The following is a 13946-nucleotide window of genomic DNA, read 5'->3' on the forward strand; positions in this document are numbered from 1 at the left end:
TTTGCGCGCGGGCAAAATCTATTTTTCGATTCGCTGTGACAACTGTTCCAAACGTCGTAACCCGGACTGAGCGCGCGAAGAACCGGGGTGTAAATTGAGCGCCGTGTGGTAACTCAGTTCGGCCCGCGAGAGGTCCCCTTGTTGTTCCCAAAGTTCACCCAAGGCCAGGTAGATCAAAGCGCGTTCCCGGCTTTCTTCCGGGGCGCAAGTCAGGGCCGTGTGCAAGGCAGCCACGGCAGCGGTTTTATCGGACTGTTTGCGGTAAATCAGCCCCAGGAAATAGTGAGCTTGCCAGTGGGCTGCGTCCATTTCGACCGCCCGCCGGAAATGGGCGGTGGCCGCTTCAAGCTTGTCGGCGCGGTAGAGACTCAAACCATCGCTGAATGACCGTTCAGAAGCAGGCGACACCGACGTGACTGGCGAGCGATCCTCGATCAGTTTGGCCCGGGTGACTGTCATCTGTTTGCCACAACCGGAGAGGATTGTCGCGATAAGCAGCAGGCCTGAAATTGTCACGAATCTGGTCAAGCCGATCTCCTGTCAGACTGGATTATTGACTATCTTTCATTTTATCGGCCGATTTGGCGGCTGGCTCCATGGGGCTGTAAATCAGCCCGGTAGGACGGAATCCACCCTTCGACTGCGCTCAGGGTGACAGGGTGAAAACTCCGCTTGAGGTACCAAAGTAGGACGGCGGGCAAGCCCTGTCTTCAATCAAAAAACCGTAGGTCGAAACCCCTGCGGTTTCGACATCCCGCGCCAAGCGGGATTCTCTTGCCGTGGCCGGGTGGCCCCAAGCCCTGTTTGGATCGGGGGATTCACCCGATGATGAATCACCCCCAAAGCGACTTTGAGGGTGCCACCCACCGCCTTCGCCGGCCATAAATGGCGTTCATGCCCTGCGGGCCAGGGTTTTCGACCTACCGTAGCTTTGTTACCCATCTGCCCGGTCTAAAGTGTAACCTATGTACCCGGTTCATACCAGGGCGGGGTGTGTTCTTTAGTGTTCAGCAGGGTCCTGGCTTCACCGCAGGTGACGGTGTGACCCTGCTGGTGGCTGGCGCGCTGGGTCTCACCCGCCTACGGCGAGAAGGACCCAGCGCAACCTGGTACGACCGGCCCTTATTGACTTCGTGGTTCCCGGACGTATATTGGCGCCATGATTCTGGTGATCGACATCGGTAACAGCAATATCGTCATCGGCCTCTACGCAGGCGAAAAGCTGGAGGGCAGCATACGCCTGACCACCCGCGACAGTCTGACCTCCGATGAAGCCGGTCTGCTGGTCACCGGTTTTCTCAGCCGCAAAGAGTTCGATCCCGACAAATTCGACCAGGTGGTGATCGGTTCGGTTGTCCCGCATTTGACCTCTGCGTTTGAAGAAACGGTACGCAAGTACCTCGGTTGCGACCCAGTGGTGGTCTCAGCCGACTTGAATCTGCCGGTCACAATCGATATCGATCGCCCGCACCAAGCCGGCGCCGATCGGATAGCCAATGCTGCGGCTGGTTTCACTCGCTGGGGCGGGCCGCTGATCGTGGTCGATTTTGGGACGGCCACAACTTTTGATATTGTCAACTCAGATGGAGCCTACATAGGCGGCGTGATTTCGCCGGGCCATAAAACCTCGATGGCACAACTGGTTCGGCGGACGGCGCAACTGCCCGAAGTACGCATTGAACCGCCCTCACAAGTGGTTGGACGGGACACTGAGACGGCCCTTATGTCGGGGCTCTTTCATGGCACGGTGGGGCAGGTGGATCATATCATCGACAAAATCATCGAGGAAACCGGCATGGTCGACCCGACCATCATAGCGACCGGCGGGTTAGCCACCGGTATCGAGATGCATTCCCGTCATATCCAGAAGGTCGACCTGGACCTGACATTGGACGGCCTGCGCATTATCGGCCAGATGAACAAGTAGGGTGGGTCCGTCTTCGCCTGCGCGCCGCAGCGCGGACCCGCCGAAGAGCAGTCAAAAGTGTCGAAACCCGCCTTCGGCGGCCATAAATGGCATTCATGCCCTTCGGACCAGGGGTATCGACTTACAAGAAAAGCTGCACTGGGTGGCACCCTCAAACTCGGTTTGGGGGTGGCTCTATTTCTCCGCCCCAAACAAGGTTTGAGGCGGCCACCCGCTGTCGTCGGAACCGCTAGAAGGCGCCTGACCTGCAAGACTACATCAACGCGCCCGTTTTGTAGGCGGGCAAATAAACACCGAAAATCAGAATCAGGCAGACCACGACATATATCGGCAACAACCAACGCCTGCGTGGTCCGGTAACGGCCAACGCCACCATCACAAAGAGTGGGAATGCAACCACGATGTGCCGGTAGTAACAATCGGTGGTTCCGGCCGAGGGTGTGAAGAGAAGCAGTCCGAACATCAGAATATGCCAGGTGCGCGGCAGTTTGCGACTGTAGAACAGAGCCGTGACCACGATCACGAACAACAGTATTAATGCGACCGGATGGCTCCAGGGTAGATCGTGCAGCGAACGAATTATCGTCCAGAGTGGAAAACTGGTTTCGTGGGCGTAGTAGTCCTGAGATTGGAAAGTGAAATACAAGAAGAAGTCGTCGAAGCGCCAATAGTAGTAGAGGCAGAAAGCCATAAGAGTAGCACCCATGGCCACCACGGTCGTCATCAAAGCGTTGCGATCAGGTTGCGAAAGCTGTTTGTACTTAGTGCCCAGTACCCACAAAACCGGCAGACCGATCACCATACCGGATGGATAGGTAACAGCCAACAGACAACAAGGCAGAATCAGCCAGCGGTAATTTTCGGTATCCAAAAGATACAAGGCCGAGGCCAAAAGAAGCAGGAAGAAAGCATACGGAAAGCCGGTCAGCAGATAGAATGATCCTGGAAACAAAAGTAAACAGATCAAACTGAGCAGCGCGGCTCGACCCCCAAACCGTCTGGCCACTAATCGATACAGGAGCAGCAAGGCCAGCCAAAGTGAGAGCCAGGTCACAGCCAGTAGTGAATACCGATGTTCCAACCCAACCCGGGTCAACAGACCGGCCGCCAGAGGGTACATAGGAAACCATCCGACGTTGCCGCACAGATGACCGGTGTCGTCACCGCATGGAAACAGCTCGTATCCGTCGCGGGCAATGGAAAGATAGAGCCGACTGTCCCACTGAATCAAGGTTCGCAGCAGACTATCGTACTTGGTGGGACCGGTTTGCAAAAGGCTCAGAAAAATCAGGATGAAGGCCAGAAACAACAGCGTGGGTCGTTGAAAACTTTTGCTTTTTAGTATCGAGAGATTCATTAAGTTAACACAATGTTTCGACTCGTGTGTGACGGCCCATGACAATACAGCGCATTACAAACCACCGCTCTTTTATGCCCGGCCTCGCCGGACTTCTGGCTTTTTTCTACACGCTGCCTTTTCTGTTGAAACTGTCTTATTGGGGCGGGCGCGACTGGGACCTTTTCACCACAATGGCCGCCGTGCCCGTCGGCAGTATTATGCACTATGGCCAGTTCCCCTTCTGGAATCCATACCTGGGTGGCGGTAACATTTTGTTCCACCATCCGGAGGTAGCCATATTCTCGCCGTTCATGCTTTTGTACCTGATCTTCGGCGCCGTGATCGGCTTGAAACTGCAGGTATTGGTTTGCTATTGGCTGGGTTTTTACGGCAGCGGTAAACTGGCCCAACATCTGGGCATGTCGAAAACAGCGACTGTCCTGGTTCTGGTCAGCTACTTCGGTTCGGTTCATTTTGCGCTGCACTTCGCGGAGGGTCATATACCCTTCACGCATTTCTGTTTCCTACCCTGGATCGCATACTTTCTGTTGCGATCAGATTCTGGTGTGAGGGATTTAATCGGCGCCGGGGTGGGGATTGCCTTGATTGTTCTCGGCAACGGCGCCGCGATTCCAATGTTGTACTCTCTGTCGTTCGTTGCGTTACTCTTGCTTCTGGTATCATTGACGAGAAAAAAGTACATTTTGTTGCAAAAACTATTCATTGCAACGGTCGTTGGAGCCGGGCTGGCAGCGGTCAAACTCGTGCCGATGCTTGTCTACCTGTACCAGAACAAGTGGCCGGGCAATCCAGACGAGTCCGTTCCTCTTTCTGCCCTGGGCTCGATATTCTTCGGACTGAAACACTCGCTGTACGAGCAGAATTTCGCCGAGCAGTTCTGGGCCTGGCATGAATACGGCGCTTACATGTCACCGCTGCTGGTGATTCTGGCAGTGTTCGCGCTGATTCTCTGCTGGCGACGTCATTGGTATTGGATAGTGCTCGCCTTGTTTTTTTTGATTTTGGGGTTAGGCAATTTCGGATGGTTTTCGCCCTGGTCGCTGCTGTCGCATCTGCCCGGGTTTTCGTCGGCCCGGTGCACCGGACGAGCTTTTCAGATGGTCATTTTGTCGATAGCCATACTGGGTGGTTTCGGATTCGATCTTATCCGGCGACGTTTCGCAGAATCGGCGCGAAGAGTTTGGGTCAACAGCGCCATCAGTCTCTCGGTTGTGATAATCATTGCCACCAACTTGATTCTGGCCTGGCCGATCATGAGCAGCGCCTTCAAACAACCGCCGCAAGCGGTGCCACGATCAGATACATTTGTCCAGGTGGTCGATGACCAACCTCAGGCGTACAAAAACTACCTGGCCAATCGCGGATCGCTGGTGACTCCCTGGCTGTCGGCTTACCACCCCAGCCGCGGCTTGGTCGATATGGCCAATGTCGTACACGCCGAGTATGTCGCCTCTGGAAAGATTGATTCGGTTCAACGAGAATACACCCCCAATCGGATTGAGTATGAGTTTACCGCCACTCAGCCGGGTGAACTGATAATCGGCATGGGATATGACCGAGGTTGGCGAACCGAAGACGGGCGAGAGCTCACAGAGCGGCAGGGCTTGTTGTCATTTAGTTTTGAAGCAGGCAGTCAGCGGGTGGTCATGGTCTATGGTACGCCGTATTTTTGTCACGGTCTGGTTATCTCTTTGATCTTTGTTGTTGGTACTGTCTTGGCGTCGATGTTTGCTCGCCGGCAATTCCCCGCCCCAAACAAGGTTTGAGGCGGCCACCCGTCGCTGCCTCGAAGGGTCGTCCTGAGCGCAGTCGAAGGGCGAGGTTTCGACACCGCCGACAGACGCGCAAAACGCGAAAGACGAGCTTGCTTCCACCCCAAACAAGTCAGGTCCGCTAAGGGTACTGACCTACTACTCCGCTCAGTCAGTAGGTCGTCCGCCGCGGCGGATTAGCGGTTCCGACAAGCGCGACGGCAGATCCAGAAGCGGTTCTGCCCTACGAATCAATGGATTCCTGCTTTCGCAGGAATGACTTTGACAGCACCACTGAAGAGATGCGCGATGGCCATGGATGTGAATTGTCACCGCTAAACCCAAGGAACCCATTTATGGGCCATTTGGGTCTGATTTATCATAGCGTGATTTATCACAGCGTGATTCATCACACCGGTTGACTTTGTAGACCCTTTTCGCTATTCTTGCCACCTAAATGTCGAATACCGTGCCCGAAAGGTTCGTGATCAATCGTATTTTGAGACACTCATGGCTCCTGGTGGTTTGTCTGTGGTTTGTGGCGGCGGTTCCGGTAGCTGCCCAAGCTGTGGCCGAGGTCGACAGTCTTGAAGGCTCGTGGGCTGAGATGTATCGCTTCTTTGATGAGCCGGTCGACCCAAAAACCTACCTGATCCGGCCCGGTGAAGAACTGCTGGTTACTTTTCTCCAGGCCAAGCTGGGGCCGCTGACTTTGACTGTCGATCCGCAAGGCCGGATCGTGCACCCAACGCTTGGGTTGTTCGACCTGTCGCACAAGTCACTGGCGGAGGCAAGGACACTGCTTGAGGGCGCTTTGGAGAACCTTTACAAAGTTGAGCAGATCGAAATATCGGTGCTCAAACCGCAGCGGACAGCCGTGCAGGTATCGGGCGCTGTAACCAGGCCGGGTATGTACAAAGGGTTCACCTCGCATCGTGTCTCAGAAATCATCGAGCAGGCGGGCGGCATTGCCTGGCACGGCTCGACCCGACAGATTGAGTTCACCGGTGGACCTCGTCCTTTGATTATCGATCTCGACAAAGTCAGGTACCTCGGTGACAATTCTTCAAATCCCTGTCTTTACGCCGGATACAGCATCCACGTCCCCAGTAAATCGGCCCTGCGGGTCCAGGTAGTAGGCGAGGTCAACCGTCCGCGCGAGATCGAACTGGTACCGGGTGACGGGGTGTCGACTCTCATCGCTCTGGCCGGTGGCTTTCGCGCCGGTGCAGATGTCTCTCAGGTGAGTATATCCAGAGGCGCCGATGTTGTAATAACTCCCGATGAAGGTGTACTGCCGCCGTTGCAGCAGGGAGACATTATCACCGTACCGGCTCGTGAGCGTACCCATGATCAGGAAATGCTGAAACTCTTCGGCGCGGTGTCGGCTCCCGGAATGTATGCGTTTTCGACCGGCCTCACGCTGGAATCACTGGTTGGAAAGGCCGGTGGTTTCACTCAGGAAGCCAGCCGGGGAATGGTGACACTGTTTCGCAAAGCCGGGGCCGATGAATGGGGCCGCATTTCGGAACGACGCTATCCGATTACCAGCGCCGTGGGGGCCGATGGTAATATACTGGCTATGACCTTAAGAGCGGGAGATTCGGTTTATGTCCCCTTTCAGGTCGGTTATGTCAACGTTACCGGCGAGGTGCTTAATCCCGGACGGTATCCCTTTATTGATAACAAAGATGCCCTGTTTTACGTCATGACGGCCGGAGGATTTTTGCCCAGAGCCAACACCGAAGAAATCTCAATCTATAATCGGATAGCCAAGACTACCGCCGAATTCTCTACCGGGGTGATGGTTCACGATGGCGATGAACTTATCATCAACCTGCGTGAGGAACTCAGATGAACTCTACCGGTTCGACCAATCTGTGGCTTCTGATGGAGGTAATGACGCGCCGCCGCACTTTGATCCTGAGCATTGTCATTGTTGTAACGTTGACCGCCGTTGTCGTGTCGTTGATCCTGCCCAAATACTACCTGGCTACGGCCCTTCTTTTGCCGCCGAAAGATGTGAGCATCCCGGTGGCCGGACTGGGACGGATATCGGAAGTGGTGTCGGTAACCAAGGGATTGAACTTGCCGGTGTTGGTCACTACATCGGATGTTTACCGTCGCATGCTGATGAGCCACCGGATCACCGACGGGATAATGGAGCAGTTTGAACTTGTCGAGCGTTACGGCGCGCGCAATCGGGACGAGGCATACCTGACCCTTTTGGAGAATGCCGAGTTTTCGGTCACCGACGAAGGCTTGCTGAATGTGGCCGTCGAGGATCGCGATCCAACTATGGCGGCCGAGATGGTCAACAGTTTTGTCGAACGGCTCGACCAGGTCAATCGGGAGATAGCTACCTCCCGCGCCCGACAAAACCGTGTCTTCATCGAAGGAAGACTTAGTCAGATCACAGCCGAACTTGATTCCGCACGGAGCGCGTTCGAATCCTTTCAGATGACCCACAAAACGGTCGATTTCACACAGCAAATCAGGCTGGCCGTGGATCAGGCCATCGAACTCAAGATCAAGCTGGGGGAGATCGATCTGGAACTTGCCATACTCAGGTCCAAACTGGGCGACGACAACGCCGAACTTCAGGATCGCTTACGGCGACGCCAAACGGTCGCTCAGCAACTGGACCGACTGGAATCGACCAACAGTGATTCGTCCTTCTTCTCTTTGCCCGTGTCTGCGATTCCCGTGTTGAAGGGTCAGTACGAGGAACTGTATAGCCGGGTGCGCGTGAACGAAGGACTGTACACCACTCTGCTGGGACAACTGGAACAAGCGAAAATCCAGGAGAACGAGGAGTTGCCGACTATCACCGTTCTCGACTGGGCCGTGCCGCCTGAGATGAGAAGCCGACCCAAGCGAACCATAATGGTCCTTTTGGCTTTCGGATTGAGTTTGATAGGCGCGCTATTGCTGGCGGCCTGGCTTGAATTTGTGTCGCGATTGAGAACGCAGAGTCCCGACGATTACAAGCGCGTTTCCCAATTCCTCAATGCCTTTCTTGGCTGGTTGCCGGGAGTAGGAAAACCCAACAAATCCTGAAAGACAAAACAGAGTATAAGACGTTATGAAGAACATTGCCATAGCCGGCGTTGGCGCCTGGGGCAGAAACCTGCTTCGCAACTTTCACACCCTGGCCGATGGGCACCTGGTGTTGGCCTGCGACGGTGATGAGAAGCGGCTTAGGTACGTCAACCAGACGTACCCCGATCTGAAGACGACCAAAGACTATAACGACGTCATCAAGCGTGACGACATTGAGGCGGTCGTCCTGGCCACGCCGCCGGCCGCCCATTTTGAGATGGCCATGGCCGCTATCAAGGCCGACAAAGATGTCTTCGTGGAAAAACCGCTGGTCCTATCGGTGGCCGAAGGTGAACAACTGGTCGAAGAGGCGGACAAACGAAAGCGTGTGCTGATGGTCGGCCATATCATGGTCTATCATCCGGCCACCCTCTACTTGAAAGAGAAGATCGACTCCGGTGATTTGGGCACGGTTTACTATTTATGCGCCAGTCGCGTGAACCTCGGCAAAGTGCGCAATATCGAAAACGCGCTGTGGTCTTTTGCGCCGCATGATATCTCGATCATTCTGTTTTTGTTACAAAAGATGCCGGTACAGGTCACCTCCACCGGTTCGTCCTACCTGCAACCTGGAATAGAAGATGTGGTCTTCACCGTGTTGCACTTTGCAGACGGCACCATGGCTCACATTCATGTCAGCTGGCTCGACCCGCGCAAGGACCGCAAGCTGGTTGTGGTCGGTTCTGAGAAAATGGCCGAGTTCGACGATAGCCAGGCTGCTGAGAAAATCCGTCTCTACGACAAGACTGTTAATACCAGGCAGGATTATGAAACCTACGGCGAGTATCTCGCTATCCGTACCGGCGACATCGTCATTCCACGAATAAAAACGGCTGAACCGCTGGCCGAAGAGTGCCGGCACTTTCTGGACTGTATCGAGACTCGTACGCAACCCCGCTCCGACGGCGTCGAGGGTCTGCGCGTGTTGAAAGTTCTCGATGCCGCTCAGCAATCGCTGGCCAAAAGTGGGGCGCCGATTAAACTGTGAGGCCAGATCCCTTTGGGTGAGCCAACAAACCAGCAATAAGGCAGATTTACAATGTCGACTTCAATTGTAGCAGCAACGGCCAGAATCGATCAAAGTACCAGCGTCGGTGAACAGTGTGTCGTTGGCGAAAACGTTACGATAGGTGCCGGGTGTGTCATCGGACACCACGTCGTGATCCACGACGACACCTCCATCGGTGACAACGTGCGCATCGACGACGGAACGTCAATCGGTAAGTCGCCCATGCGGGCGGCCAATTCCGCCGTGACCAAAGAACAGCAGCTCGATCCGTGCACGATTGAGTCAGACTGTATCATCGGCACCAATGTGGTCATATACCGTGGTTCCGAAATCGGTCGTAAGGTGCTGATCGCCGACCTTTCGACCGTGCGCGAGAACGTATCCATCGGACGGTTCACGATTGTGGGACGCGGTGTGGCTATTGAAAACTTCTGCAAGATCGGCAATTACGTAAAACTCGAAACCAATGTTTATATCACCGCCTATTCCGAAATAGAAGATCGTGTTTTTGTCGCCCCGTGCGTGGCAACCTCGAACGACAACTTTGTCGGACGTACCGAAGAGAGGTTCAAGCACTTCAAGGGTGTTACAATTCGGAAAGGCGCACGTGTAGGTGCAAACGTAACCGTGCTGCCCGGCAAAACCATCAACGAAGATGCCTTGATCGCCGCTGGTGCAACCTTGACAACAGATGCCCCGGCCAGGAAAATCATGTTAGGCGCCCCGGCCAAACCGTTCCGCGATGTACCCGAGGAACAGTTGCTTGAAAACCAGGGCTGGGAAGACAAGTAAGGAGAATATAATGCCCGTACCGCTTTTGGATCTGAGTCGTCAATATGCTTACCTGAAACCGGACCTGGATGAAGCCGTGATCCGCGTGCTGACGCACGGCAAGTTTATCCTCGGACCGGAAGTGGCCGAGCTTGAAAAGAAAGTGGCGTCGCTGTGCGAAGTCGACTATGCCGTCGGCGTGGCCAGCGGCACCGACGCTCTCCTGCTGGCCTTGCGAGCAGCCGGTGTTGAGCCGGGAGATGAAGTTATCACCACCGATTTTTCGTTCTTTGCCACGGCCGGAGTTATCCACCGGCTCGGCGCCAAACCGGTTTTTGTCGACATCGAGAGCGACACCTACAACATCGATCCCAACCTGATCGAGGCTGCCATCACCGACAAAACCAAGGTGATCGTCCCGGTCCATCTGTTTGGGCAGGTGGCCGACATGGACCCGATCATGAAAGTCGCGGCCAAACACGGCCTCAAAGTGGTCGAGGATGCAGCCCAGGCTATCGGTTCCGAGTACAAGGGGCGCAAAGCCGGTTCCATCGGCGAATACGGATGCTTTTCGTTTTTCCCCAGCAAGAACTTAGGCGCCGGTGGTGACGGCGGCATGATTGTGGCCGTTACCGAAGAGAGTTTCGAGAGCTGTCGCTATCTGCGCGTGCACGGCGCCAAACGTAAGTACTATCACGACACCGTTGGCTACAACTCGCGCCTGGCCACTATGCAGGCGGCAATTTTGCAGGTGAAACTGGCCCACCTGCGCAAATGGTCGCAACAACGTATCGAACATGCCCGCACCTACGACGAAGCCTTGGCCGGCGTTGAAGGCCTTACCACGCCGCATGTGACCGAACACTCGACTTTTCATATCTACAACCAGTACACTATCGCCCTGACCAATCGGGAAGCTGTCCAGACAGCTTTGCGCGATGCCGGTATTGGTAACTGCATTTATTATCCGGTGCCGTTCCATCGCCAACCCTGTTTTGAGTATTTGGGCTATCAGCCGAACGAGTTCCCCGTCACCAACAAGGCCTGCGAAGAGGTTTTGTCGATCCCGGTTTATCCGGAGCTTACCGCCGCCGAACAGGACCAGGTGATCGACACCATCCGCAAAGCGGTGGGTTGAGATGCGTCCGGTGTGGTGTTGGGCGACCCCGCCTGACACCTCATGCTGAGCGGAGTCGAAGCATGTGCCGCTTTGGTCTTCAGTAGGGAGGGTCCGTCTTCGCCTGCGCGCCGCGGCGTGGACCCGCCGCCGCCGGACTCCTCGCAATGGCGTTACCGTGAATCTTTTGACAGTAGTTAACAGTAGGTCAGGACCCCTTGCGGTTTCGACATCACGCGCTTCGCGTGAGCCTTTGTCTTGTCGTTCGCAGCGCAAAAAGCAGGCTTGCCTGTCGAAACCCGCCTTCGGCGGCCATAAATGGTATTTATGCCCTTCGGGCCAGGGGTTTCGACCTACGAAGACTTCCGGATTCGCATGGCGGCATCGCAGGGATGCCGCCCTACTGTTCTGTATCCCCCGGCCTCAGCGTCAACGTCGACACGGCCCGCGCGTGGACTTTGTCGCGTGAAAAAGGTACGGTCCACCGTTGGCCCTCGCGCCACATTCGATTGAAATCAAAGAAATGCTCGCTCATCGGATTGCCGGAATTACCGGCCGGTAAAACCATCGTCACGGCATCGATATCGGCAAAGTCGACCACAAAGCGCCAGCTTGGACCCACCACGCAGTTGAACGTCGTGTCGTTGACTTTGCTGTAAAACGACGAGTTCAACGATCCGGGACTGCCCGACCACGGCCAGGGTCCGTGCTGCAAGTCGAGCAGACTGTTGATGACCGGTACCACGGCCATGGGATGACGCATACTCAAACTATGCATCTCGCCCCACTGTCTGGGCGGCAGCAGATCACGGTCGGCTTCAACGCCGTAGACTATCTCGGTCGCCTTGCGCGCGGCTTGTTGTGCAATCTCGTTGCGCGTTTCAATTGCTTCATCGGTATCGACATTGTCGAACCAGCTCAGGTCGTCGGAGTGATACATTCGATCCAGAGTGAGTTTCGAGATTTGCAAATGCATCCCGTCAAGTTCGTCCTGGTAGGTCAGCCTTTTGAGATGACTGAGGAACAGCACCATTAACGGCATCACGCTGGATTCGTCCGTTGAACGTCCATCCCAGTTGCGCACTTCAGACGCCGCTGCAGACTCGTCGATGGCTTCCAGAGCATCGGCAAGGACATCCCGCCATCTTAACAAGTACTCATCCTGTTGATCCAGTTGCCATGTCCACATCTCGTCCACGGTAACAACACTGCCGGCGTTCAGCAGTCCGACCGCACGCAGAATCCGATCGGCAGCGTAGTTTCCGGGGACATCGTGCAACCGACTCGCCAGATTGTTACAACTAACCAGCCAGCCTTGAGAGGGATTGAGAGCATGTGGTGTTTTATCCAAAGGCAAGTATCCTTTTTCTTCTTCACCGGTCGACATCCATCCTTGGCTGGGAAAGGTTCCATCTCCGTCACGGCGAATCGGGACCGGCGTGGCCAGTTGGTAGCCTATATCGCCTGAACTGTCGGCGTACATGTAATTGGCGTTCAGCGCACCCAGTTTGGTCACAACGGTGCGAAACTGCTCGAACGACTGCACCTGGTGTAGCGCAAACCCCGATGATATCGCCGCGTCGATATCGACATCGTACCCGGCCCACTTGAGAGAAAACAGCTTGCCGCCTTTTTCGATCATGATCGGCCCGTGACGAGTGAGTTTGGTGGTTACCTCAAGCGGCAGAGCATCTGTTGCATAGATGGTGTCCACGACCACTTCGAGTGGCTCGACTCCCGAGTTTGTCATAACGCTCAGGCTGTCGTCATCGGACAGTTGTTCCTCGTAGTAGTCGGTTATGTCCACGCCACCGGCGGTGAAGGCCCAGGCGGCGGCGCCGTTGTGACCCATGACGACGAACGGTAGCCCCGGCACCGTGACACCAAGCACGCCAGACGAAGACTGTTCGACATGTAACCCCACTGCATACCAAAACTGCGGCAGTCGTCCGATCTCCAGATGCGGATCGGCGGCCAGCAGGGCATGGTTGGAAGCGGACTTATCCGGAGATACCACCCACGAATTGGATGCAGCGCTCATTGACAACGCGGGAACATCGTTGTCAAACAGCGATCCTGCAACGGCCAGTTGAAATGCCGTAGATGATGACTCGATAGATGCATCAGTTTCGGCACCGTAGTCAGTTGGTATCTTTAGGTCGCGACCTTTCAGACGCCGGTCTACCGGGTGCCGAAGGCTGCCATGTTCACTTTCATGCGGAACAGTGGACTGCGCCCAGTCCGGATAGCTGCCAACCAGTTGCCTTGCCTGATCGCGTGATAGCAGTTCCATCAGATCGAGGTGAAAGCGGTCGCGGTTCTGAAGTGCATCGGAGAACCATGTCTGGAAACTGAGAACGGCCAGGCAGTCATACACTGTCCACGGTTCAAAATCGACAGGCAGAAGTTTGTACTCGAACGGCACCGAACCACAGGTTACATAGTAGCTGTTGACGCCGTCTGAGTAGGCTTGGAGGAGATTACGATTGTCATCGGAGAGTTGCATGAGGGCTTTTTGGGCGATGCGGGCATGCCCAATCATACGTTGTCTTTTGTCCGCCTCAAGAGTGACACTACCGAGCATTTGGGAAAGCCGTCCCTGCGACAAACGACGAATCAAGTCCATTTGAAACATGCGGTCGGCCGCGTGTTGGTAGCCAAGGGCAAAGATAGCATCCGTCTCGCTTTGTGCCCAGATCTGGGGGATACCCAGGCTATCGAAGGTAATAGACACGTTGTCCTGCAACTTGTCCAGCCCGACACTTCCGCTGGTGGGCGGAAGAGTGCGCTGCAGCAAAACATACCCGGCGATGCAAAAACCGACAAGCAAGCCGACGACGGCTAACAGTACTCCCTTTAAGGCGCGGCGACCGGCTGGTTTCATGGACTACTCACTTCCTGAAGTGGGA

At 55.3% G+C, this 13946-nt stretch carries 10 protein-coding genes; 7 read left to right on the forward strand and 3 right to left on the reverse strand.

Annotated elements, in window-relative coordinates; translation table 11 throughout:
• Positions 1-18: 18 nt before the first annotated feature.
• Positions 19-528 carry a tetratricopeptide repeat protein gene (locus OEV49_05695; protein ID MDH3890556.1) on the reverse strand — a complete coding sequence of 170 codons (510 nt, stop codon included), beginning with the start codon at positions 526-528 and terminating at the stop codon, positions 19-21.
• Positions 529-1159: 631 nt separating this feature from the next.
• Here OEV49_05695 and OEV49_05700 point away from each other — a divergent pair.
• Positions 1160-1927: a type III pantothenate kinase gene (locus tag OEV49_05700; protein MDH3890557.1), complete on the forward strand. Its 768-nt coding sequence runs from the start codon at positions 1160-1162 to the stop codon at positions 1925-1927.
• Positions 1928-2180: 253 nt separating this feature from the next.
• On the opposite strand, the gene OEV49_05705 is transcribed toward OEV49_05700, so the two are convergent.
• Positions 2181-3284 (reverse strand): hypothetical protein, encoded by a 1104-nt coding sequence (locus tag OEV49_05705; GenBank protein ID MDH3890558.1) that lies wholly within the window; start codon positions 3282-3284, stop codon positions 2181-2183.
• Positions 3285-3322: 38 nt separating this feature from the next.
• On the opposite strand from OEV49_05705, the gene OEV49_05710 reads away from it, so the two are divergent.
• The 6 genes from OEV49_05710 to OEV49_05735 all read left to right on the forward strand — a co-directional run bounded on the left by OEV49_05710 (position 3323) and on the right by OEV49_05735 (position 11058).
• A complete protein-coding gene (locus OEV49_05710; protein MDH3890559.1) occupies positions 3323-5053 on the forward strand; it encodes a hypothetical protein in 1731 nt (576 codons plus the stop codon).
• Between the two features lie 469 nt (positions 5054-5522).
• The gene (locus tag OEV49_05715) at positions 5523-6896 is read left to right on the forward strand and encodes an SLBB domain-containing protein (protein MDH3890560.1); all 1374 of its coding nucleotides are present in this window, start codon (positions 5523-5525) and stop codon (positions 6894-6896) included.
• Positions 6893-8098 (forward strand): Wzz/FepE/Etk N-terminal domain-containing protein, encoded by a 1206-nt coding sequence (locus tag OEV49_05720; protein ID MDH3890561.1) that lies wholly within the window; start codon positions 6893-6895, stop codon positions 8096-8098. Before OEV49_05715 ends, OEV49_05720 begins: the two co-directional genes overlap by 4 nt.
• 25 nt (positions 8099-8123) lie before the next feature.
• Positions 8124-9128 (forward strand): Gfo/Idh/MocA family oxidoreductase, encoded by a 1005-nt coding sequence (locus OEV49_05725; GenBank protein MDH3890562.1) that lies wholly within the window; start codon positions 8124-8126, stop codon positions 9126-9128.
• A 51-nt stretch (positions 9129-9179) separates the two neighbouring features.
• Positions 9180-9941 carry an N-acetyltransferase gene (locus OEV49_05730; protein ID MDH3890563.1) on the forward strand — a complete coding sequence of 254 codons (762 nt, stop codon included), beginning with the start codon at positions 9180-9182 and terminating at the stop codon, positions 9939-9941.
• A 10-nt stretch (positions 9942-9951) separates the two neighbouring features.
• On the forward strand, positions 9952-11058 hold the full coding sequence (locus OEV49_05735) for a DegT/DnrJ/EryC1/StrS family aminotransferase (GenBank protein MDH3890564.1): 1107 nt from the start codon (positions 9952-9954) through the stop codon (positions 11056-11058).
• Positions 11059-11437: 379 nt separating this feature from the next.
• Here the strand turns inward: OEV49_05735 and OEV49_05740 are convergent, their stop codons facing one another.
• Positions 11438-13921 carry a penicillin acylase family protein gene (locus OEV49_05740; protein MDH3890565.1) on the reverse strand — a complete coding sequence of 828 codons (2484 nt, stop codon included), beginning with the start codon at positions 13919-13921 and terminating at the stop codon, positions 11438-11440.
• Positions 13922-13946: the final 25 nt, after the last annotated feature.

The organism is Candidatus Zixiibacteriota bacterium, assembly GCA_029860345.1.
GTDB lineage: Bacteria > Zixibacteria > MSB-5A5 > GN15 > FEB-12 > JAJRTA01.